A 20,169-nucleotide genomic window follows, 5' to 3' on the forward strand; every position below is an offset into this window, starting at 1 on the left:
GCGGCGCCCGCCGGTGACGGCGGCGGGTCAGCGGCCGTCGAGCAGAGGGCGCAGTGCCGTCGCGAGGCGTTCGTATTCGGTCGGTGTGTTGTAGATCTGTCCGCAGACACGGATGCCGCCGCCGTTCGGCCAGGGCCAGATCAGGACGCGGAACCCCAGCCGGGCGGCTATCTCCTCACGCAGGGACGCCGCCTCGTCCGGGGTGCGGGCCAGGCCGGGGGGCAGGCGCAGGGCGCGCATGGCCAGCCGGTCGTCGGCGGGGAGCGGGGTCAGTCCCGGCAGCGCGGAGAGGAGTTCGGCGCCGTACGCCGCGAGGGCGCTGTTGTGGGCGCGCACGCGGTCGGGGCCGAGCGAGGCGATGAGGTCGAGGCCCTCGGGCGCGGCGAGCAGGCCCGTGTAGTCGGCGGTCGCCCGGTACTCGACGGAGCGGGGGAAGCCGCGGCCGTCCTCCCAGGAGGGCACGGGCGCGGGCACCCGGTCCCGGTGTGCGGGGGCCACCACGAGCACCGCGCTGCCCGGTGGCGCGTACGCCCACTTGTGCAGGTTGCCGAACCAGAAGTCGGGCGCCCCGGCGAGCGGGTCGGCGAGCATGCCGGGGGCATGGGCGCCGTCCACGACCGTGGCCACCCCGCGTTCGGCGAGGTCGGCCAGGAGCGCGGGCGTGGCGATGAAGCGGGCGGTGGGCGAGCTGATGTGGTCGAGGAGGGCGACGCGGGTGCGCGGGGTGAGGCCGGCGAGCACCGCCTTGCGCACGGCTTCCTCGTCGGGGAGCGCCGGGTCGAGCGGGACGGTGACGACGCGGGCCCTGCGGGCGGCGGCCGCGACGACCGTGCCGTAGCCGTGGTCGGTGACCAGCACCTCGTCGTCCGGCGCCGGCCGCAGGGCGTCGAGGGCGAGCCCCGCGGCCTCGGTGGCGTTGGTGACGAGGGCGGCACCCTCGGGGTCGGCACCGAGCCGGGCCGCGATACGGCCGCGGGCGTCCGCGAGCCGGTCGGGGACGCCGAGGAAGAAGCGGTCCGGATCGGCGGCCGCCTCCTGCGCGATGCTCCGGTGGACCCGGGCGACGGGGACCGGCACGGCGCCGAACGACCCGTGGTTGAGATGGGCCACGTCGGCGCCGAGCCGGAACAGTTCGGGACCGCCGGGAAAGGCGGCGGGCGCGGTCACCGTGCCTCGGGGATGTGGGCGCGGCCGACCGCGGAGACGTCTGTGCGGAAACGTGTAGGGGCCATGCCACCGATGGTCTCAGCTCGTCCCCGCCGTCAGGCGTGCGGTGCGGTCACATCGGGCTCGTGCGGCGCACGCACTCCTTCACCACCTCCCGGAGGCTGCCCGTGCGCTCCAGCAGTTCCCGCTGCACGCGGGCGCCGTTCCCGTGCTTCAGGAGGTCCTCCGCGGTGGTGCGGGCCAGGTCGAGGTCGGCCGAGTCCTCCAGGGCGTCGCGGACGTGGTCGAGCAGGCCGCGGACCACCTCGTCGCTCGGGGCGGGGCGCATGGTGACCGGGTCGAGCAGCGTGTCCTCCAGGCCGGAGCGGGCCGCGCGCCAGGAGGCGAGGCGCAGGGACGCCACGCCGTGGGGGAGCGGCGGGCGCCCCGCACGCCAGTCGCGTGCGGCCGTCTCGACCAGACCCCGCGCCAGCGTCGCGATCAGGACCGTCGACGTGGCCTCCAGGCAGACGTCCGACACCCGGATCTCGACGGTGGGGTAGCGGTGGGAGAGCCGGGCGTCGAAGTAGACCATGCCCCGGTCGCGCAGGACGCCCGTCGCGGTCATCTCCGCGACCTGCTCCTCGTACCGCTCGGCGGAGCCGAAGATCTCCGTGGGGCCCGCCATCGGCCAGCGGCCCCACACCCTGTTGCGATAGCTGCTGTACTGGCTGTCGTTGCCCTGCCAGAAGGGCGAGTTGGCGCTCAGCGCGACCAGGACCGGGAGCCAGGACCTGATGCGGTCGATGACCGCCACGCCCTCCTCGTCCGAGTCGACCGACACATGGACGTGGCAGCCGCCCGTCAGCTGCTCCTGTGTCGTCAGGCCGAACTGCTCCTCCATCCACTGGAAGCGGCTGCCCGTGTTCACCGCCGGGCTCACGGGCAGCGGCGAGGTGGCGAGCGCGGCCACCGCCGCTCCCACGTCGCCGGCGTGCCGTGCCGCGTCCGCGCGCCAGCGGGCCACCTCGTCCGCGAGGTCGCCCATGTCGGAGCGTGGCTGCGTGGCGAATTCGAGCTGCTGCCCGTGGAGCTCCCTCTCGAAGGTCTCCTCCTCGGGCTCGCGGTAGTCGTCGGCCTGCTTCTCGGCGCCGGAGTTCTCCCCGGTGTCCCTGGCCGCCCGGGCCAGGACGGCCGAGGACAGGGCCCGGGGCTCGCCGCTCTCACGGTCGACCAGGAGGAGCTCCTCCTCCACTCCTACAGTGCGCAAAGGAGACGCCTCTCTTCCATGTCACGTCGCGGCGTCTGCCGCGTTTCTTCCGTGGCCGCGCGGACACTCCGTCCGGGACCGTGAGACCCCTGTACCCCCGGACGGGATCCGCAGCCGTACGGTGGAGCGGCGGGTCGCCGGAGGTTTCGAGACGAGTCGTTCGGCAAACCGATCATTTATGGTGCAAATCGGCTACACAATGATGACCGAGCAGGCCGGTCCGCGCGCGCTCGTCGACGACCTGGTCGCCGCGGAGCGGGCAGGCTTCGACTTCTCCGTCACCTCCGACCACTACTTCCCGTGGCTGGAGTCGCAGGGGCACTCGCCGTACGCGTGGAGCGTGCTCGGCGCGGCCGCGCAGGCGACGTCGCGCATCCCCCTCATGACATACGTGACCTGCCCGACGGTCCGCTACCACCCCGCCGTCGTGGCGCAGAAGGCCGCGACGATGCAGCTGCTCTCCGAGGGCCGCTTCCGGCTGGGACTCGGCTCGGGCGAGAACCTCAACGAGCACATCGTCGGCGCGGGCTGGCCCTCCGCCCGCGTCCGCATCGAGATGCTCGAAGAGGCCGTCGAGATCATCCGCGCCCTCTTCACCGGCGACAACGTGAACCACGAAGGCACCCACTTCGACGTCGCGAACGCCAGGCTGTGGGACGTGCCCGACGAGCTGCCGCCCATCGGCATCGCCGTCTCCGGCGAGCGGTCCTGCACGCTCGCCGGACAGCACGCCGACCTCGTCATCGCCACCGAGCCCAAGGCCGAGCTCATCGAGTCCTTCGACAAGCACGGCGGCCGCGGCAAGCCCCGCGTGGGGCAGCTGCCCGTCTGCTACGACACCGACAAGGACGCGGCGATCGCCCGCGCCCACGACCAGTTCCGCTGGTCCGTCGGCGGCTGGCCCGTCAACTCCGAGCTGCCGGGACCGTCCGGGTTCTCCGGCGCCACCCAGTTCGTCACCAAGGAGGACATGGCGGACCAGATCCCCTGCGGCGACGACGTCGACGACTTCGTCGAGGCCGTACGCCCCTTCGCCGAGGCCGGCTTCACGGAGATCGCCCTCGTCCAGGTGGGCGGCGACCAGCAGCGCCCCTTCATCGACTGGGCCGAGAAGAAGCTCCTGCCGGCCCTGAGGGAGCTGTGACGGGCGGGGCGGCCGGCGAGCACCCCGAGTCCCCGCACCCGCCGTCCGCGGACCTCGTGCAGGTGGTCCTCGGCGAGTGCTCCCCGGCCGACGCCGACACCGTGTTCACCGTGCTGCGCGAACACTTCCCCTCCGACCGCGGGTCCGACGCGCCCGGCCAGACCAGGGAGGCCACCCCCGAGGTCTGGACCGGCGGGTTCCTCGCCGACCACAGCCCAGGCTCCGTCCCCGGCGTGCTGCTCGCGGGATCGGTCACCGCGGACCTGCAGGGCGCGCCCGTCGCCGTGTCCCGGCTGCGCGCGGCCCTGGCGTCCGCCTTCGTCGTGACGGACGCGGCCACGGCCTCCGGGGACCAGGAGGTCGAGGTGCAGCTGCGCCTGACCGGACCCGACCAGGGGGCACCGCCCGGCGACGCCTGAGCGGTTGGCCCGTTCGGGTGTACGTCCGCGTGTCGGACCCCGGTCTTCCGTACGGCGTGCCGGGGTGCGGCATGGTCGGAGGGCCCGTATCCGGACGGGACCGCGAAGGAGTACGGCACTGGTGCGCGCAACACGACTGGGCGTCGCCGTGGCACTGCTGGGCTGCGCCATCGCCGGCTGCGGCGGTGGCGTCGACGCACGCGAGGACGCCGCGGCCCGTGCCGCCGCCCGCTTCGAGGCCAGTCTGCGCGCCCCGGACGCCGCGCGCGGATGTGCGGCGCTCGCCCCCGGCACCCTCGACGAACTGGAGCAGTCCGCCGAACAGCCCTGCGCGAAGGCCCTGCCGGAGGCCCAGGTCCCGCTGTCGACGGGGGTGCGGCACGTCGACGTGTACGGGCGGCAGGCGCGCGTCGTCACCGACCGCGACACCCTCTTCCTCTCGTCCTTTCCGGACGGCTGGAAGATCACGGCCGCGGGCTGCACCCCACGCCCCGAGAAGCCGTACCAGTGCCAGATCAAGGGGAGTTGACCGGTGCGGACGATGTTCACGGTGTATCTGGTGATGGTCGCCGCAGGGCTGGCCTACTGCACGGTGCTCGGGCTGATCCAGCGGTGAAGGGGTTGATCCAGCGGTGAAGGGGCTCTTGCGTTTCGTCCGCGAGAACAGCCTGACCCTCGCCTTCGGCGTGGGCTTCCTCCTGTCCCTGGCCGGGCAGGCCGTCGCGGGGCACGCCGACTTCAACAACCAGCTCGTCGCGGAGGACCTGGCCCCGATGAGCTTCGGCGGCTATCTGCTGTCCTCCGACTTCGCCGTGGACGTCATGGAGAACTGGCAGTCCGAGTACCTGCAGTTCTTCCTCTACATCTTCGGCACGGTCTGGCTGCTCCAGCGCGGGTCGCCCGAGTCCAAGGAGCTCCACAAGGCGGGCACGGAGTCCGACGAGGACCAGAAGGTCGGCGTCCACGCGAAGCCCGACTCGCCGCGCTGGGCGGCGGCCGGAGGCGTGCGCCAGGCCTGGTACTCCCGGTCGCTCGGCATCCTCATGTGCACGCTGTTCCTGCTCTCCTGGCTCGCCCAGTCCGTCACCGGCACCGCCGCGTACAACGAGCAGCACCTGCGCGAACTCCAGGCCCCCATCAGCTGGTTCGGCTACCTCGGCGCCGCCGACTTCTGGAGCCGCACCCTGCAGAACTGGCAGTCCGAGCTCCTCGCCGTGGGCTGCATGGCCGTCTTCTCCGTCTACCTGCGCCAGCGCGGGTCCCCGGAGTCGAAGCCGGTCGGGTCACCGCACACCGCGACCGGCGTCGAGGGCGGCTGAGACTCACTCCGTCATGGCCCCGGGCCCGTCGGGGAGCGGGACGAGCAGGGCGCTCCTGCCCTGCTGCCACGCCCGCAGCAGCCGTTCGCCGAGCCGGTCCTCCAGGAACCCCGTGGCGCGGACGCCGAAGGCGACATCCGCCTCCAGGCCCGGCTCGGCGGCGAGGAGACCGCCGACGACGTCCCGCCGGACCACCTGCTCGTGCACGGCGTCCGCCTCCACGTGCTCGTCGTAGAAGCGCTGCGCCGCGGGCCCCGCGCCGGTCCTGCGCAGCGCCGCGGCCAGCCGCCGCGACCCCGGCGACGACGTCACCTCGACCCAGGCGAAGTGCCCGACCAGCGCGCCGCGGTGGGCACGGTGCAGGCCGAAGAGGGACATGAGGTTCACGGTCGCGAGGACCTCGGCCGGAGCGGCGTCCACGTAATGGCCGTAGGACGTGTCGAGTCCGAGGTCGGCCATGAGCTCGGCGAAGAGCCGGGCGTGGACGTCCTCGGCGCGGCCCGCGCCGAACTCGTCATACTCGATGGCGACCATCGCCGCCTTCGCCCGGCCGTGCAGCCGCGGGATGACCCAGGCGTGCGGGTCGGCCTCCTTGAGGTGGTACAGCGAGCGCAGCGCCGCGTACTCCCTGAGCTGCCACGTCTCGCCGTCGCGCTGCAGATGGTGGCTGACGCTCGCCTCGTCGTGTCCGACGGGCTCCACGAGCAGCTCGGCCAGCGCGGCCTCGGCGTCGTCGCTCGGCGGCACGTCCGCGTGCAGGGCGTCCAGGAAGCGGCGCTCCAGGACGTGGCGCAGGGTCAGCAGGGACGGGTCCCATTCCCTGTCGTCGGCGACCCCGGCGAAGCCCTGGTAGTGGAGTTCGTAGAGGACGTAGAGGGCGAGCTGGAGGTCGTCCCCGTAGGGCTCGGTGTTCCGCGCGTCCCCCGGTTCGGGCACGGGCGTGCCGTCCCGGAGCGCGGCGATGACCGCGCGGGACAGCTCGCCGCGCGGGGAGGGCAGCTCGGGGCTGCGGCGGCGCGATTCGGGGACGGCGGGCCGTGCCTGCGTGGTGCGTGTCTGCGCGGGGGCCGTCATGAAGGTGCCTCCGGGTCCTGGTCCTGGTTCTGGTTCTCCGCCTCCGGCCGTGTCGGCTTGTCCTCGTGCTGTTTCACCCGCCGCCGGTGGCTCGTGTCGCACCACGGGTACGTACGGCTGCGGCGGCAGGTGCAGATCGCCACGGTGAAGCGTGAGGAGACGGAGACGGTCCCGTCGTCGCCGACCACCTCCACCGGGCCCTCCACCAGGAGCGGCCCGTCGCGGTCGACCGTGACACGGCGGGGGCGTTCAGGGGAGTTCTGCACGGATCACCACCAACTCCTCGCAGGTCTCGCCGTCTTCGAGCAGGTTGCGGTGGCGCAGCCACGACTCGCGCGAGCGCATCACGGGACCGAAGGGGACGAACTCCCGGTCGGCGACCGCCGGTTTCATGCCGCGGTCCGCGAGCCTTTCGAGCGTGGCGTCCACGCCGCTGAGCGCGGAGTGCACCATCAGGAGGACGCCGCCGGGCCGCAGGGCACCGGGAGCCGCGTCGCAGACACGGTCGACGATCGCGCGGCCCGCGGGACCGGCGTCCCACGCGCGTGCCGCGCCGCGCCGGGGGAGCATCGCCGAGGGAGAGGGCACGTAGGGCGGGTTGCTGATCACGTAGTCGTACGGGCCCGCCGGCACCCCGCGCGTCATGTCGCCGCGGCGGACGGTGACGGACTGCCCCGAGAGCCGCGCGTTGACGCGGGCGGTCAGGACGGCGCGCCGGGAGATGTCGAGGGCGGTCACCCGGGCCCCCAGCCGCGCCGCCGCGACGGCGAGCGCCCCGGAGCCGGTGCCCAGGTCCAGTACGGAAGAGCTCTCGCCGATACGCTCGCGGCGCAGGTTCCGCGCAAGGAGCTCGGTGTCGTACTGCGGTGCGTAGACGCCGGGCAGAGTGATCAGACGGGGCCTGCGCGCCGGCCGGGCCGCGCGTCCCGTGCGTGCCGGGGTGGGCATGGGTGTCCGCGTGTGCGTGGTCATGTGGCATCTCCCGTCGGCGGGAACTCCACTAGGGGCTCCTCCTCCCACACTCCGCCCGTTCACCATCGGCCACCACCGGAAGGATCACTCAAAGTGGGCCAAAGCATGACTCATGGTGACTTGACGTGAACGGTACGGATTTTGCTGCCTGCTTCGGTTCTGACACTGGGTGCCCCGGGCACCGTGATCCACACCTGACGGGTCCGGAGCCGGTTCAGTCCACGGACGTGTGCTTGTGCCGCGCCCAGGCGGGCAGCACGAACCAACAGAGCAGGTACCAGGCGACGACGCCGGCCACCAGCCACGGCACCACGGTGTTGTCGGTCGCGACCCGCAGCACGAGGAGGAGCGCCGAGGTCAGGGTGCCGAGCAACAGGATGAGCCCGGCCAGCGTCAGCCGGGACGCCCACACCACCGCGTGCGGTTTGATCCTGCGTCCCGCGACGAGGCGGTGGAAGGAGACCGGGCCGATGAGGGCGCCCGTCGCCGTGGAGCCGAGGATCACCGTCACCACGTAGATCGTCCGGTCGACGTCGCCGAGCTGGGCGAACCGCGGCGTGAACACGACCGTCAGAAGGAAGCCGAAGAGGATCTGGACCCCGGTCTGCGCGACCCGCACCTCCTGGATCAGCTCGGCCCACCTGCGGTCGGCGCGCTCGTTCTCGGTCTCGCGGCGGTCGTTGTCCGGGGCCTCACTGTTCGACGTGTCCACAACATCGAGTCTGACGACGAATCACCGGGACTACAAACGGAAGTGCTTCTTGTGGTTCAAGCTGATTCGAGTTCTCGCGGGCGGGCAGACGGGACGCAGAACGAACGTCGCACACGACCCGATGGAGGCTCTCCATGCTGCTGGCGCACCCCGTCGTCCTGGAAGACCTGCTGGAGCGCTACAAGACCCTGGCTCTGCTCCGTGCCGACCAGGGCAGCGCGGAGAGCCGCCAGGCGTACGAGGACGTCGCCTACAGCCTGTGCCTGGCCACCGGCACCAGCGACATCGACGCCGCGGTCGTCGCGGCGGGGCACCGGCTGCCGGGCGCCAGGACCCTGGACGACTCGCTTCTGTCGGCATGATGCCCGCGTAAGGCATGATGCCCGCGTAAGGCCCGGGTCCCCGCGGGGACCCGGGCCTTTTCGTGCCGGCAGGCGCAGGCGGTCCTACGCGCCGTGCCACACCGTCGTCGCGTTGCAGAACTCGCGGATGCCGTGGCCGGACAGCTCACGGCCGTAACCGGAACGCTTGACGCCACCGAAGGGGAGCCCCGGGTGGGAGGCGGTCATGCCGTTGAAGAACACGCCGCCCGCCTCCAGGTCCCGTACGCACCGCTCGACATCGGCGTCGTCCCGGGTCCACACGTTGGAACTCAGCCCGAACGGCGTGTCGTTGGCGAGCGCCACGGCCTCGTCCAGATCCGCGACCCGGTACAGAGTGGCCACCGGACCGAACGCCTCCTCGCGGTGGATCCGCATCTGCGGGGTGACGTCGGCGAGGACGGTGGGTGCGTAGTACCAGCCCGTCTCCTGTTCCTTGGGCCGCTGCCCGCCGCACAGCGCCGTGGCGCCGTTGTTCAGCGCGTCCTCGACGAGCTCCTCCAGGTCGTCGCGGCCCTGCTCGGTCGCGAGCGGACCCACGTCCGTGTTCTCGTCCATCGGGTCGCCGACGGTCAGCTCCCGCATCCCGGCGACGAACCGCTCCCGGAACGCGTCGTAGACGTCGGTGTGCACGATGAAGCGCTTCGCGGCGATGCAGGACTGTCCGTTGTTCTGCACCCGGGCGGTGACCGCCGTCGCCGCCGCGCGCTCGACATCCGCGCTCGGCAGCACGAGGTACGGGTCGCTGCCGCCCAGCTCCAGAACGGTCTTCTTGATCTCGTCGCCCGCGACGGACGCCACCGAGCGCCCCGCGGGCTCGCTGCCGGTGAGGGTCGCCGCGGCCACCCGCCGGTCGCGCAGGATGTCCTCGACGGCGCCCGAGCCGATGAGCAGCGTCTGGAAACAGCCCTCCGGGTAACCGGCGCGCGTGAACAGGTCCTGGAGGTAGAGCGCGGTCCTCGGCACGTTCGACGCGTGCTTGAGCAGCGCGACGTTGCCCGCCATGAGGGCCGGGGCGGCGAAGCGCACGACCTGCCAGAGCGGGAAGTTCCAGGGCATCACGGCCAGGACGACGCCGAGCGGGCGGTAGCGCACGATCGCGCGCTCGGCGCCCGAGTCGCTCACGTCCCGCTGCGCGGGGTGCTCGTCCGCGAGCAGGCCCTCGGCGTGCTCCGCGTACCAGCGCATGGCCTTGACGCACTTCGCGGCCTCGGCCCGCGCGGCCTTCACCGGCTTGCCCATCTCGGTCGTCATGGTGCGTGCGATGTCCGCCGTGTCCTCCTCGAGCAGGTCGGCGGCGCGGTTGAGCAGGCGTGCGCGCTCGGCGAAGTCGCTGAGGCGGTGGCGGGCGTAAGCCGATTCGGCTTTCGCCAACCGGTGTTCGATCTCGTCGCCGGAGAGCGCCTCGAAGGTTTCGAGGGTCTCGCCGGTGGCCGGGTCGACCGTGGCGATGGGCATGCGGCTCCTCCTCGGGAACGCGGGGGCGGGACGTGCGGGTGGGGGCCTACGGCGGGCCGGGTCCACGCGGTGCGTCCCCGGGATCTCCACCGTAGGCCGACATGGGTGCGGGGGCATGCCGGAGTCGGCCGGACGGTCGGTCCGGTCAGTCCGTCGACAGGGCCTCCAGGAGCTGCCCCGCCTTGGGGTCGCTCAGCGCGCGGGCGGCGTCGGCCAGCGCGACCATGCCCACCAGGGAGTGGCCGTCGATCACGGGCAGCCGCCGCACCTTGTGCGCGGTCAGGGTCGCGAAGACCTCGTCGACGCTGTCGTCCGCGCCGATCGTCACGGCCTCGCCCTGCGCGAGCTCGCCCACGAGGACCTTCGAGGGGTCCTTGCCCTGCCCGAGGACCTTGACGACGATGTCGCGGTCGGTGAGAACGCCCTTGAGGCGGTTGTCGGTCCCGCAGATGGGCAGCGCCCCGACGCCCAGCTCGGTCAGCTTGGCGGCCGCCTGGAGGACCGTCTCCTCGGCGCCGGCGCACTCCGCGCCGGGGGTCATGATGTCGCGTGCGGTGGTCATGTGGGCCTCCTTGCCGTCGGGCGGAGGCTCGGCGTCGCGGCCGTTCGCCGGGCCGAGCCGCTGTCGCCGACCGGGTGCCCACTGCGGGCGGGGGAAACACGCGTGACCGGAAGCAGCCGCCGGCTCAGAGGCCGAGGTCGGTGAGGCCGGGGTGGTCGTCGGGGCGGCGGCCGAGCGGCCAGTGGTAGAGGCGGTCGCTCTCCTGGATGGGCACGTCGTTGATGCAGGCGTGACGGGTGTGCATCAGGCCGTGTCCGTCGAACTCCCAGTTCTCGTTGCCGTACGACCGATACCAGTGGCCGGAGTCGTCGTGCCACTCGTAGGCGAAGCGCACCGCGATGCGGTGGCCGTCGTGCGCCCACAGCTCCTTGATGAGCCGGTAGTCGAGTTCGCTGTCCCACTTGCGGGACAGGAAGCCCACGATGGCCTCGCGTCCGGTGACGAACTCCGCGCGGTTGCGCCAGCGCGAGTCCTCGCTGTAGGCGAGGGCCACCTTCCGCGGATCGCGGCTGTTCCAGCCGTCCTCGGCGAGGCGGACCTTCTCGACGGCGGTCTCCCGCGTGAAGGGCGGTACGGGCGGTCGGACGGCGTCGGCGGTCATGGCGCGCTCCTTGCGGTGAAGCGGAGAACGGGCGTTCTCCGTGCAGGCCGCCACGATAGGAGAACGTGCGTTCTCATGCAACGGTGCGGGGGAGCCGGCGTCCGTAGTACGGTGGGAGAACGTACGTTCTCGACCCTGGCGGGGAGCCCCGATGGAGCACGCAGAAGCGGAGACCCGCCTGCTCGACGCCGCCGAGCGGCTGTTCTACGAGCGCGGCGTCCAGGCGGTCGGCATGGACCAGGTCCGCACCGCGTCCGGCGTCTCGCTCAAGCGGCTCTACCACCTGTTCCCGTCCAAATCAGAGCTGGTCCGGGCCTGCCTGGAGCGCCGCGACCGGCGCTGGCGCGGACGTCTCGCGGCGTACGTCGACGAGCTGCACGGTGCGGACGGCGGCGACGAGCGCGTCCTCGCGGTCTACGACTGGCTGTACGCGTGGTTCGCCGAGCCCGATTTCCGGGGCTGCGCGTTCGTCAACTCCTTCGGTGAACTCGGCGCCGTGGACCCCGGCGTCGCCGAGACCGTCCGCGCGCACAAGGCCGCCTTCCGGGAGTACGTTGCCGGGCTCGCGGCCGACGCGGGCGTACCGGAACCGATCGTGGGGCCCCTCGTCCTGCTCGCGGAGGGCGCCATGACGGCCGCCGCGATCTCCGGCTCGCCCGAACCGGCCCGCCAAGCACGCGACGGCGCCGCCCGGTTGCTGGCCGCGTCCAAGGGGCGGATCCCCGCGACGTAGGCTCCGATCTCGACACGAGGAGGGGCGATGGCCAAGACGTACCGCATGACGGCCGGCACGCGCATGATCAACCGGGTGTTCCACGCGATGACCCGGCGGGGGGTCGGCAAGGCCTACCGCTACAACCTGTCCGTGCGCGGCAGGAAGTCCGGGCGGGTGTACTCCACGCCGGTCGACGTGATGTCGTCCGGCGGCGAGCGGTGGCTCGTCGCCGCCTACGGAGTCAGCCAGTGGGTGCGCAACGCGCGCGCGGCCGGGCAGGTCGGCCTCAGCCGGGGCGGCAGGTCGGAGACGGTGCGGGTGGTCGAACTCGGCCCGGCGGAGAGTGTGCCGGTGCTGCGCCAGTACTGGCGGGAAGTGCCGGTGACCCGGCCCTACTTCGACGTGACGGACGCGTCGACGGACGACGAGTTCGCGGCCGAGGCGGCGCGGCATCCGGTGTTCCGGCTGGAGCCGCTGGTGTGACGGAAGGGCCGGTGGGCCCGGGGTGAGGTGCCGGGCGGGCGCGGGGGGTTGCGCCCGCCCGGCGGCGGGGGTGTGCGCGGCGCCGGAAGGGGGCGCCGCGCCGGGAGGGGTGTCAGCAGCTCAGGTTGTTGCCCGGTGTGGTGCCCAGGATCTGGGTGAAGGACTTGTAGCGGTCGATGCGGCTCTGGACCTGGGCGGGGTTGCCGCCGTTGCACTCCAGGGTGCCGTTGATGGCGCGGATGGTCTCACCGAATCCGGCGCCGTTGACCATGGCGTTGTGCGGGGTCATGGTGCCGGGACCGTTCTGCGTGTTCCAGTACCAGAGGCCCGTCTGCCAGGCGATCGCCGGGTTCTGCTCGACCAGGTAGGGGTTGTTGAGCAGGTCGATGCCGAGCGCGTCGCCCGCGGCCTTGTAGTTGAAGTTCCAGCTGAGCTGGATCGGGCCGCGGCCGTAGTAGGCGGCCTGTCCCGCCGGACAGCCGTAGGGCTGGGTCTTGTCGCAGTAGTGCGGGTAGTTGTTCTGGTTCTGCTCGACGACGTACTTCAGGCCGCCCGTCTCGTGGCTGACGTTGGCGAGGAACGCCGCCGCCTCCTGGCGCTTCACGGTGTCGCTGCCGGTGTTCGCGAAGGCCGGGTAGGACTTGAGGGCGTCGGTCAGGCCCTTGTACGTGTAGAACGAGTTCCGGCTCGGGAACATCTGGTTGAACTGGGCCTCGCTGACGACGAAGCCGGACGGGTCGGGGTTGCCCGGACCCGTGCCGCCGCCGCAGGTGCCCTGGTCGGCCCAGACGTCGGCGCGGCCGGGGGTCTCGTTCTGGGTCCACCACTTGGCGGTCCAGTTGTGGCCGTTGTACGAGGCGGACTTGCCGCCCGTGTAGACGGAGCCGGAGTTCCAGGGGGCCGCGCACTCGGCGGCGGACGCGGAGGTCGCGGCCGGGCCCAGGACGATCATCGCGCCGAGCGCGGCGAGCGCGGCGGCGAAGCTGGTGAGGCGTCTGATCATGCCAACTCTCCTTGTGGCGGCGGGGTTTGCGGGGGCCACGCCGTCGATGGGGGTGACGCGACTCAAGCGAAAATGGTCTGGACCTGTCAAGGTCTAGACCAAACTCCGCGGGTAAAACCTTCAGGTCGCACCGTTTGACAGGCTCAAACATGGGATGTTCCGATGTCTGTGAAACATGGGATGTTCCCATGTCCATCCGCGTCTCATGTCCATCCGCGTCCAGCAGAGAAGGTGCCGACCGATGCCGCTGCGCAGCGCCGCCCGGACCAACCTCGTCGACCTCGTCATCGCCCAGATGGAGAGCCTCATCGGCGACGGCGAGTGGAAGGTCGGCGAGAAGATCCCGGCCGAGCCGCTCCTCGTCGAGCAGCTCGCCGTCGGCCGCAACACCGTGCGGGAAGCCGTGCGCGCCCTCGTGCACACCGGCATGCTGGAGCCCCGCCAGGGCGACGGCACCTATGTGCGGGCGGACAGCGACTTCGGCGCGGCCGTGCAGCGCAGGCTGCGCCGCGCCGGCGTCCTGGAGGCGTACGAAGTGCGTGCCTCGCTGGAGCGCGACGCCGCCCGGTATGCGGCGGAGCGCCGCACCGAGGAGGACCTCGCCACGCTGCGCGCCGCGCTCGCGGAGCGCGGTCTGGCGTGGGAGAGCGGCAACATCACCGCGTTCGTCGACGCGGACATGGCCTTCCATCGCACGGTCGCCGACGCGGCGCACAACAGCGTCCTCGCCGAGCTGTACGGGCACCTCAGCGACGCCTTGCGCACCACGGTCCAGTCCGTGATCGGCGCCCCCGTCCCGGACTCGGTACGCCACCAGCGCGAGGGCCACCAGGCGATCGTCGACGCCATCGAGGCGCGGGACGCCGAAGCCGCGGAGGCCGCGGTGCTCGCCCACCTCAACGAGGGCATGGCCGCGCTGCGCGAACACCCCCACACGAACGAATCAGGAGCAGCAGATCATGAGTGAGGCAGCACCGGCGCCCGCCGAGGACGCAGCGGCGCCCGCCGAAGCCGCACCCGTCGGCACCACCGAGGCGCCGCCGGGCCCCGCCTCCACCCCGCCCCCCACGGCCGGCCGCCACGCGCTCTACCTCGCCCTCGGCGTCGTCCTGCTCGCCCTCAACCTGCGTCCCGCCCTCGTCGCCGTCTCCCCGCTCGCCGACACCATCCGCGACGACAGCGGCATGTCGGCCGCCGCGACCAGCCTGCTCACCGCGCTGCCGCTGCTCTGCTTCGGCCTGCTCGCGCCCGTCGCGCCCCGCCTCGGCCGCCGCTTCGGCATGGAGCGGTCGCTGTTCGGCACCATGGTCCTGATCTGCGCGGGCACGGCCCTGCGTCTGCTCGACTCGGTCGTCGCGCTCTTCGCGGGCACCGTCGTCATCGGCGCCGGCATAGCCGTCGCCAACGTGCTGCTGCCCGGCCTCATCAAGCGCGACTTCCCGGCGAAGGCCGGCCTGATGACGGGCCTGTACTCCATGTCCCTGTTCGGCGGCGCCGCACTCGCGGCCGGTGTCACGCTGCCCGTGCAACAGGCCAGCGGCATGAACTGGCGCACCACCCTCGCCTGTTGGGGCGCGCTCGCGGTCGTCGCGCTGCTCGTGTGGCTGCCGCAGCTCCGCTCGCGCACCCGGGTCGGCGCGGCGGCGGCACGGCAGGCCGCCCACCCCGTACGCGGCCTGTGGCGCTCCCCGCTCGCCTGGCAGGTCACCGCGTACATGGGCCTGCAGTCCCTCAACTACTACGCGGCCGCCGCCTGGCTGCCCACCGTGTTCCAGGACGCCGGCATGGCCCCGGGCGACGCGGGCTGGATGCTCTCCTTCTCCTCGCTGCTCGGCATCGCGGGCTCCTTCCTCGCGCCGGTGATCGTCGGCGGCAGGCTGCGCTCGGGCACGCTCGCCGCGCTCGGCGCCGTCCTGTGCGCGCTCGGTTACGCCGGTCTGCTCGCCGCTCCGGTCGGCGGCGCCTACCTCTGGATGACGCTGCTCGGCCTCGGCCAGGGCGCGGCCATCAGCCTGGCACTGCTGTTCATCGTGCAGCGGGCGCCCGACGCACGGCACGCGGCGCAACTCTCCAGCATGTCCCAGTGCTTCGGCTACATCCTCGCCGCCACCGGGCCCACCCTCCTCGGCGCCGTCCATGACGTCTCGCACAGCTGGACCGTGCCGCTCGTGCTGCTGCTCGTCCTGCTGGTCCCGCAGGTCGTGGCGGGACTCGGCGCCGCGCGCGACCGTCATGTGGCGGGCATCGGCTGACGTCCGCTCGGGCAGGATGCACCCGGTGCGGTCCTCCACGGCCCACCGTGTCGGATCGAGAAGGGTGCAACGATGACGGATTCGGCCCCCGGGCGCCTCGTGATCTCACGGGCGACGCCCGACGACTGGCGCGTGGTGACGGGGTGGGCGGCGGACGAGGGCTGGAACCCCGGCCTCGCCGACGCCCCCTCCTTCCACGCGCAGGACCCGGAAGGGTTCTTCCTGGGGCGCCTCGACGGCGAACCCGTCTCCGCGATCTCCGTGGTCAACTACGGCGACGACTACGCCTTCCTCGGCCACTACCTGGTCCGCCCCGACCGGCGGGGCCGCGGCCTCGGCCTCGCCACCTGGCGGGCCGGGCTCGCCCACGCCGGGAGCAGAACCGTGGGTCTGGACGGCGTACCGGACCAGCAGGACAACTACCGCCGCTCCGGCTTCGAACGGCGGCACGGAACGCTGCGCTACATCGGCCCGCTGCCGGTGGTCGACGTGCCCGACCGGCACGTACGCCCCGTCGAGGCCGCGGGCCTGCGGGCCCTCACCGCGTACGACAGCGCATGCCTGCCCGCCGACCGCCCGCGCTTCCTGGAGTCCTGGCTCGCCGCGCCGGGCCACCGCGCCCTCGCCCGCATCGTCGACGGCCGCCTGACCGGGTACGGAGTGCTGCGCCAGGGCCGCGACGCCCGCCGCGTGGGACCGCTGTTCGCGGACACCCGCGCGGATGCCGAAGCGCTCCTGGACGCGCTGGCCGCCGAAGCGGACGGCGCGCCCATCGCCATGGATGTGCCCGAGTCCAACCCGGCGGCCGTGGCGCTCGCAGAGGCACGCGGCATGAAGCCCACCTTCGACACGGCCCGCATGTACACGGGCCCGGTCAGGGCGTACGCGGAGGAGCGGGTCTTCGGCGTCACGTCGCTGGAACTCGGCTGAGAGGCTGTGCCCTGACCACGACGCGAACGGGCGGAGGTTCCGAGGCCCTGGTTCTCCGGAAGGTTGACCTCAAGTTTAGTTGAGGTTCTAACCTTCCCGTATGAGCATGGAAACGACCGCGTGGACGCAGATGTACAGCGTCATGAACGCCCAGCAGGACCGCCGCCCGTTCGCCCGGGCCACCTTGCGCCGCATCGGCACCTTCGCGCGGCCCCACCGCCGACGCATCTGGCAGTTCGTGCTGCTGAGCGTCCTCACCGCACTGCTCGCCGTGGCGACTCCCGTACTGGCGGGCAACGTCGTGACCGCCATCGTCTCGGGCTCCGATTCCTCGACCGTCGTGAACTACGCCCTGCTCATCGCCGGGATCGCGCTCGCCGAGGCCGTTCTCGGACTGCTGAGCCGGTGGCTGTCCGCGAACCTCGGCGAAGGACTCATCCTCGATCTGCGCACCGCCGTCTTCGACCACGTCCAGCGCATGCCCGTCGCCTTCTTCACCCGTACCCGCACCGGCGCGCTGGTCAGCCGCCTCAACAACGACGTGGTCGGCGCGCAGCGGGCGTTCAGCAACACGCTGTCCGGCGTCGTCGGGAACGTGGTGACGCTGATCCTGACCCTCGTCGTCATGCTGACGCTCTCCTGGCAGATCACCCTGCTCGCGCTGGTGCTGCTGCCGGTCTTCGTGATCCCCGCCCGCCGCATGGGCACGCGCATGGCCAGGCTCCAGCGTGAGGCGGCGGCCCATAACGCCGCCATGGGCACCCGCATGACGGAGCGTTTCTCGGCGCCCGGCGCCACCCTCATCAAGCTCTTCGGGCGTCCCGGTGACGAGTCGGCGGAGTTCGCCGCGCGGGCCCACCGGGTGCGGGACATCGGCGTACGCACCGCGATGGCGCAGTCCGCGTTCATCACCGCCCTCACCCTGGTGTCGGCGCTCGCGCTGGCGCTCGTGTACGGCCTCGGCGGGTACTTCGCCCTTGAAGGGTCGCTGAAGCCGGGCGCCGTCGTCTCGCTCGCCCTGCTGCTCACCCGGCTCTACGCGCCCCTGACCTCCCTGGCCGGCGCGCGGGTCGAGGTGATGAGCGCGCTCGTCAGCTTCGAGCGGGTCTTCGAGGTGCTCGACCTGAAGCCGCTGATCGAGGAGAAGAAGGACGCGGTGCCGGTGCCCGACGGGCCCGTCGCCATCGAGTTCGACGACGTCCGGTTCGGCTACCCCGCCGCCGACAAGGTCTCCCTCGCCTCCCTCGAAGAGGTCGCCTCACTCGACACCCGAGGTGGCGACGAAGTCCTGCACGGCATCTCCTTCCGCGCCGAACCCGGCCAGACCGTCGCCCTCGTCGGCTCCTCCGGAGCGGGCAAGTCGACCATCGCGCAACTCCTGCCCCGCCTGTACGACACCGACGAGGGCGCCGTCCGCATCGGCGGCGTCGACGTCCGTGACCTGTCCGCCGAGTCCATGCGGGCCACGCTGGGCATGGTCACGCAGGACGGCCACCTCTTCCACGAGTCCGTACGCGACAACCTGCTCCTCGCCAGGCCCGACGCGACCGAGGACGAGCTGTGGGACGTACTGCGCCGCTCGCGCCTCGAAGAGCTCGTACGCTCCCTGCCCGACGGTCTGGACACGGTCGTCGGCGAGCGCGGCTACCGCCTCTCCGGCGGCGAGCGCCAGCGGATGACCATCGCGCGGCTGCTCCTCGCCGGGCAGCGGGTCGTCATCCTCGACGAGGCGACGGCGCACCTCGACAACACCTCCGAGGCCGCCGTCCAGGAAGCCCTCGCGGAGGCGCTCGAAGGCCGCACCGCCGTGGTGATCGCCCACCGCCTCTCCACGGTCCGCTCCGCCGACCAGATCCTCGTCGTCGAGGCCGGACAGATCGTCGAACGCGGCACGCACGACGAACTCCTCGCGCTCGACGGGCGGTACGCGGAGCTGTACCGGACGCAGTTCGCCAAGGGCACGGACACGGTGGACCCGTCGGACGTGGTGGAGGCGGCCTGAGGGACGGATGGGGGCGCCGCCCTCCAAATGATCACCCGTGTCCATTCGTCCACCAGGAGTTCATCGGTCCCCCACCATTGGCACGCCTGCCCGTGAGAGAAACCCTCCATGTGCGACGACGAGCTGATACCGCCGAGCGCGGACCTGACCGAGGACCAGTGGCTGCGGGCCGAACCCGCCCTGGCCGAGGGGCCGGTGGGGGAGCGGGTCCGGGAGATGCGGGCGCCGCGGCGCCGGACCGTGCTGGGCGGCGTGGTGGCGGGGGCGGCGGCGCTGACCGTCCTCCAGGGCGGCGCCCAGCCCGCCGCGGCTGCCGCCCGCCCTGGCAAGTTCCCCCTGCCGGCCGCCCCGAACCGTGCCGGCGAGTACGCGGTGCTCCTCACCGGCGACGCCGGTACGGGCGAGGAGGCCCAGCACGCGGTGGCGGCCGCGGCCCGCGAGGTGTGCCGCGCCGAGGGCGTCGGCCTCGCGGTCGGCCTCGGCGACAACATCTACGAGAACGGCCCCGAGTCCGCCGACGACTCGGAGTTCCGCACCAAGTTCGAGGACCCCAACTCCGGTCTGGACATGCCGTGGCTGATGGTCCTCGGCAACCACGACTGCTCCGGACTGATCCCCGGCAGCGGCGGCGACCCCTCCCGCGGCGACCGCGAGGTCGCCTACGCCCAGGGCTCCCGCCGCTGGTACATGCCGAACCGCTACTACAACGTCGCCCTGCCCGCGCGGCCCGGCGACGGGAGCGACCCGCTGGTCGAGTTCTTCGCCATCGACACCAACCCCGTCTCGTCGTACGTCGCGCAAATGGACCCGCACTACTGGTGGAACGGCCCCTACATGCGCGAGCAGCGCGCCTGGCTGGACGGCGCCCTCAAGGCGTCGCGGGCCCGCTGGAAGATCGTGCTCGGCCACCACCCGTACCTCAACAACGGCAAGCACGGCAGCGCCGGATCGTACGACGGCTTCGTGATCGGGAACTACACCAGCGGCATCCACCTCAAGGAGCTGTACGAGGAGGTGGTGTGCGGACGCGCCGACCTGATCCTCTCCGGGCACGACCACACGCTGCAGATCCTGGAGCCGACCGCCCGCACCGGCGGCACCCGCCAGATCGTGTGCGGCGCCGCGGGCAAGGCGGGCGACGGCAAGGCGCACTTCGGCCACCCCGCCACCTGGCAGAACTTCTCCGACCACGGCTTCATGGTCCTCAAGGTGTCCGGGCGGGCGATGACCGTCGAGGCGTACACGGTGGACGTCACCACCCGCACCGCGCGCCTCGCCCACCGCATGCGCACGGCCGCACCAGCAGGGTAAAAGCCGCGAAAGGGGCGATTCGAGCTACTTTTCGAGCTGGGCGGGTACACCTCCTGTATGGAACCTATGGAACTGGCTGTCAGCCATACCGCGGCCCTGCTGATGTGGGTCGCCGGCCTCGTCGTGGTCGGCGTGCTCCTGGCCGCCTTCTTCTGGGGCCGACGCGCCCAGGCGCGCGAGACGCGGACGGTGAGCCCGGAGGAGCAGCCGAAACGGCCGTACGACGGACCGGCGAGGGAGGAACGGGAGTACCGCGAGGCGGACGAGATGCCGCACGACGGCCGCCGCCTCCTGCCGCACGAGCTCCACAACGGATACGGCAGGTCCAGCACGCACGCCAGCGAGTCGCAGGACCCCGACGACCACAGGAAGGGCAACAGCGGCAGCTTCGGCAGCGGCGGTCTCGGCTGACCCCG

At 72.2% G+C, this 20,169-nt stretch carries 23 protein-coding genes; 13 read left to right on the top strand and 10 right to left on the bottom strand.

What is annotated here, in order from left to right:
- Positions 1–27: 27 nt before the first annotated feature.
- Both DEJ49_RS32525 and DEJ49_RS32530 read right to left on the bottom strand, forming a co-directional pair.
- Positions 28–1,167, bottom strand: coding sequence for an aminotransferase class V-fold PLP-dependent enzyme (locus DEJ49_RS32525; RefSeq protein WP_150187417.1), 1,140 nt, complete (start codon positions 1,165–1,167; stop codon positions 28–30).
- A 112-nt stretch (positions 1,168–1,279) separates the two neighbouring features.
- Entirely contained in the window at positions 1,280–2,416 is a 1,137-nt protein-coding gene (locus DEJ49_RS32530; protein WP_150187418.1) for a glutamate--cysteine ligase, read from the bottom strand.
- 178 nt (positions 2,417–2,594) lie between these two features.
- Between DEJ49_RS32530 and DEJ49_RS32535 the strand changes: the two genes are divergently transcribed.
- The 4 genes from DEJ49_RS32535 (at position 2,595) to DEJ49_RS32550 (ending at position 5,298) form a co-directional block, all read left to right on the top strand.
- A complete protein-coding gene (locus DEJ49_RS32535; RefSeq protein WP_150187419.1) occupies positions 2,595–3,560 on the top strand; it encodes an LLM class F420-dependent oxidoreductase in 966 nt (321 codons plus the stop codon).
- Complete coding sequence (locus DEJ49_RS32540) at positions 3,557–3,979, top strand: hypothetical protein (RefSeq protein ID WP_223833078.1); 423 nt, start codon at positions 3,557–3,559, stop codon at positions 3,977–3,979. Before DEJ49_RS32535 ends, DEJ49_RS32540 begins: the two co-directional genes overlap by 4 nt.
- A gap of 121 nt (positions 3,980–4,100) precedes the next feature.
- A complete protein-coding gene (locus tag DEJ49_RS32545; RefSeq protein WP_223833079.1) occupies positions 4,101–4,508 on the top strand; it encodes a hypothetical protein in 408 nt (135 codons plus the stop codon).
- 103 nt (positions 4,509–4,611) lie between these two features.
- Positions 4,612–5,298: a DUF6766 family protein gene (locus tag DEJ49_RS32550; protein WP_150187420.1), complete on the top strand. Its 687-nt coding sequence runs from the start codon at positions 4,612–4,614 to the stop codon at positions 5,296–5,298.
- A 3-nt stretch (positions 5,299–5,301) separates the two neighbouring features.
- Here the strand turns inward: DEJ49_RS32550 and DEJ49_RS32555 are convergent, their stop codons facing one another.
- From DEJ49_RS32555 to DEJ49_RS32570, 4 genes are all read right to left on the bottom strand, one after another.
- Entirely contained in the window at positions 5,302–6,372 is a 1,071-nt protein-coding gene (locus tag DEJ49_RS32555) for an iron-containing redox enzyme family protein (protein ID WP_150187421.1), read from the bottom strand.
- Positions 6,369–6,638, bottom strand: a complete 270-nt coding sequence (locus DEJ49_RS32560) for a CDGSH iron-sulfur domain-containing protein (protein ID WP_150187422.1) — start codon at positions 6,636–6,638, stop codon at positions 6,369–6,371. The genes DEJ49_RS32555 and DEJ49_RS32560 overlap by 4 nt, the downstream gene beginning before the upstream one ends.
- Positions 6,622–7,320, bottom strand: a complete 699-nt coding sequence (locus DEJ49_RS32565; protein WP_150188633.1) for a HemK2/MTQ2 family protein methyltransferase — start codon at positions 7,318–7,320, stop codon at positions 6,622–6,624. Before DEJ49_RS32565 ends, DEJ49_RS32560 begins: the two co-directional genes overlap by 17 nt.
- A 238-nt stretch (positions 7,321–7,558) precedes the next feature.
- On the bottom strand, positions 7,559–8,056 hold the full coding sequence (locus DEJ49_RS32570) for a DUF6328 family protein (protein WP_150187423.1): 498 nt from the start codon (positions 8,054–8,056) through the stop codon (positions 7,559–7,561).
- Between the two features lie 134 nt (positions 8,057–8,190).
- On the opposite strand from DEJ49_RS32570, the gene DEJ49_RS32575 reads away from it, so the two are divergent.
- The gene (locus tag DEJ49_RS32575; RefSeq protein WP_150174932.1) at positions 8,191–8,418 is read left to right on the top strand and encodes a DUF5133 domain-containing protein; all 228 of its coding nucleotides are present in this window, start codon (positions 8,191–8,193) and stop codon (positions 8,416–8,418) included.
- 84 nt (positions 8,419–8,502) lie between these two features.
- Here the strand turns inward: DEJ49_RS32575 and DEJ49_RS32580 are convergent, their stop codons facing one another.
- From DEJ49_RS32580 to DEJ49_RS32590, 3 genes are all read right to left on the bottom strand, one after another.
- Positions 8,503–9,894, bottom strand: a complete 1,392-nt coding sequence (locus DEJ49_RS32580) for an NADP-dependent succinic semialdehyde dehydrogenase (RefSeq protein WP_150187424.1) — start codon at positions 9,892–9,894, stop codon at positions 8,503–8,505.
- A 145-nt stretch (positions 9,895–10,039) separates the two neighbouring features.
- On the bottom strand, positions 10,040–10,456 hold the full coding sequence (locus tag DEJ49_RS32585) for a CBS domain-containing protein (RefSeq protein ID WP_150187425.1): 417 nt from the start codon (positions 10,454–10,456) through the stop codon (positions 10,040–10,042).
- Positions 10,457–10,580: 124 nt separating this feature from the next.
- Positions 10,581–11,057, bottom strand: coding sequence for a DUF1348 family protein (locus DEJ49_RS32590; protein ID WP_150187426.1), 477 nt, complete (start codon positions 11,055–11,057; stop codon positions 10,581–10,583).
- Positions 11,058–11,208: 151 nt separating this feature from the next.
- Here DEJ49_RS32590 and DEJ49_RS32595 point away from each other — a divergent pair, with 151 nt between their 5' ends.
- The gene (locus DEJ49_RS32595) at positions 11,209–11,790 is read left to right on the top strand and encodes a TetR/AcrR family transcriptional regulator (protein ID WP_150187427.1); all 582 of its coding nucleotides are present in this window, start codon (positions 11,209–11,211) and stop codon (positions 11,788–11,790) included.
- A 27-nt stretch (positions 11,791–11,817) separates the two neighbouring features.
- Positions 11,818–12,255 (top strand): nitroreductase/quinone reductase family protein, encoded by a 438-nt coding sequence (locus DEJ49_RS32600; RefSeq protein WP_150187428.1) that lies wholly within the window; start codon positions 11,818–11,820, stop codon positions 12,253–12,255.
- 112 nt (positions 12,256–12,367) lie between these two features.
- On the opposite strand, the gene DEJ49_RS32605 is transcribed toward DEJ49_RS32600, so the two are convergent.
- Positions 12,368–13,258 carry a glycoside hydrolase family 19 protein gene (locus DEJ49_RS32605; RefSeq protein WP_150187429.1) on the bottom strand — a complete coding sequence of 297 codons (891 nt, stop codon included), beginning with the start codon at positions 13,256–13,258 and terminating at the stop codon, positions 12,368–12,370.
- A 241-nt stretch (positions 13,259–13,499) separates the two neighbouring features.
- On the opposite strand from DEJ49_RS32605, the gene DEJ49_RS32610 reads away from it, so the two are divergent.
- From DEJ49_RS32610 to DEJ49_RS32635, 6 genes are all read left to right on the top strand, one after another.
- Entirely contained in the window at positions 13,500–14,225 is a 726-nt protein-coding gene (locus DEJ49_RS32610) for a FadR/GntR family transcriptional regulator (RefSeq protein ID WP_150187430.1), read from the top strand.
- On the top strand, positions 14,218–15,510 hold the full coding sequence (locus tag DEJ49_RS32615) for a CynX/NimT family MFS transporter (protein ID WP_150187431.1): 1,293 nt from the start codon (positions 14,218–14,220) through the stop codon (positions 15,508–15,510). Before DEJ49_RS32610 ends, DEJ49_RS32615 begins: the two co-directional genes overlap by 8 nt.
- A 72-nt stretch (positions 15,511–15,582) precedes the next feature.
- Entirely contained in the window at positions 15,583–16,440 is an 858-nt protein-coding gene (locus DEJ49_RS32620) for a GNAT family N-acetyltransferase (protein ID WP_150187432.1), read from the top strand.
- A gap of 100 nt (positions 16,441–16,540) precedes the next feature.
- Complete coding sequence (locus DEJ49_RS32625; RefSeq protein WP_190329512.1) at positions 16,541–18,442, top strand: ABC transporter ATP-binding protein; 1,902 nt, start codon at positions 16,541–16,543, stop codon at positions 18,440–18,442.
- A 108-nt stretch (positions 18,443–18,550) separates the two neighbouring features.
- On the top strand, positions 18,551–19,753 hold the full coding sequence (locus tag DEJ49_RS32630; RefSeq protein ID WP_150187433.1) for a metallophosphoesterase: 1,203 nt from the start codon (positions 18,551–18,553) through the stop codon (positions 19,751–19,753).
- 57 nt (positions 19,754–19,810) lie between these two features.
- Positions 19,811–20,164, top strand: coding sequence for a DUF6479 family protein (locus DEJ49_RS32635; RefSeq protein WP_223833080.1), 354 nt, complete (start codon positions 19,811–19,813; stop codon positions 20,162–20,164).
- The last annotated feature ends 5 nt before the right edge of the window (positions 20,165–20,169 follow it).

It is taken from the genome of Streptomyces venezuelae, assembly GCF_008642335.1.
In the GTDB taxonomy this organism is placed as follows: Bacteria; Actinomycetota; Actinomycetes; order Streptomycetales; family Streptomycetaceae; genus Streptomyces; species Streptomyces venezuelae_F.

Bases quoted from the DNA above. Each gene is read 5' to 3' on its own strand.
- DEJ49_RS32535 (WP_150187419.1), top strand. From the start codon at position 2,595: ATGGTGCAAATCGGCTACACAATGATGACCGAGCAGGCCGGTCCGCGC.
- DEJ49_RS32555 (WP_150187421.1), bottom strand. From the start codon at position 6,372: ATGACGGCCCCCGCGCAGACACGCACCACGCAGGCACGGCCCGCCGTC.
- DEJ49_RS32565 (WP_150188633.1), bottom strand. From the start codon at position 7,320: ATGCCCACCCCGGCACGCACGGGACGCGCGGCCCGGCCGGCGCGCAGG.
- DEJ49_RS32575 (WP_150174932.1), top strand. From the start codon at position 8,191: ATGCTGCTGGCGCACCCCGTCGTCCTGGAAGACCTGCTGGAGCGCTAC.
- DEJ49_RS32580 (WP_150187424.1), bottom strand. From the start codon at position 9,894: ATGCCCATCGCCACGGTCGACCCGGCCACCGGCGAGACCCTCGAAACC.
- DEJ49_RS32585 (WP_150187425.1), bottom strand. From the start codon at position 10,456: ATGACCACCGCACGCGACATCATGACCCCCGGCGCGGAGTGCGCCGGC.
- DEJ49_RS32590 (WP_150187426.1), bottom strand. From the start codon at position 11,057: ATGACCGCCGACGCCGTCCGACCGCCCGTACCGCCCTTCACGCGGGAG.
- DEJ49_RS32595 (WP_150187427.1), top strand. From the start codon at position 11,209: ATGGAGCACGCAGAAGCGGAGACCCGCCTGCTCGACGCCGCCGAGCGG.
- DEJ49_RS32600 (WP_150187428.1), top strand. From the start codon at position 11,818: ATGGCCAAGACGTACCGCATGACGGCCGGCACGCGCATGATCAACCGG.
- DEJ49_RS32605 (WP_150187429.1), bottom strand. From the start codon at position 13,258: ATGATCAGACGCCTCACCAGCTTCGCCGCCGCGCTCGCCGCGCTCGGC.
- DEJ49_RS32610 (WP_150187430.1), top strand. From the start codon at position 13,500: ATGCCGCTGCGCAGCGCCGCCCGGACCAACCTCGTCGACCTCGTCATC.
- DEJ49_RS32615 (WP_150187431.1), top strand. From the start codon at position 14,218: ATGAGTGAGGCAGCACCGGCGCCCGCCGAGGACGCAGCGGCGCCCGCC.
- DEJ49_RS32620 (WP_150187432.1), top strand. From the start codon at position 15,583: ATGACGGATTCGGCCCCCGGGCGCCTCGTGATCTCACGGGCGACGCCC.
- DEJ49_RS32625 (WP_190329512.1), top strand. From the start codon at position 16,541: ATGAGCATGGAAACGACCGCGTGGACGCAGATGTACAGCGTCATGAAC.
- DEJ49_RS32630 (WP_150187433.1), top strand. From the start codon at position 18,551: ATGTGCGACGACGAGCTGATACCGCCGAGCGCGGACCTGACCGAGGAC.
- DEJ49_RS32635 (WP_223833080.1), top strand. From the start codon at position 19,811: ATGGAACCTATGGAACTGGCTGTCAGCCATACCGCGGCCCTGCTGATG.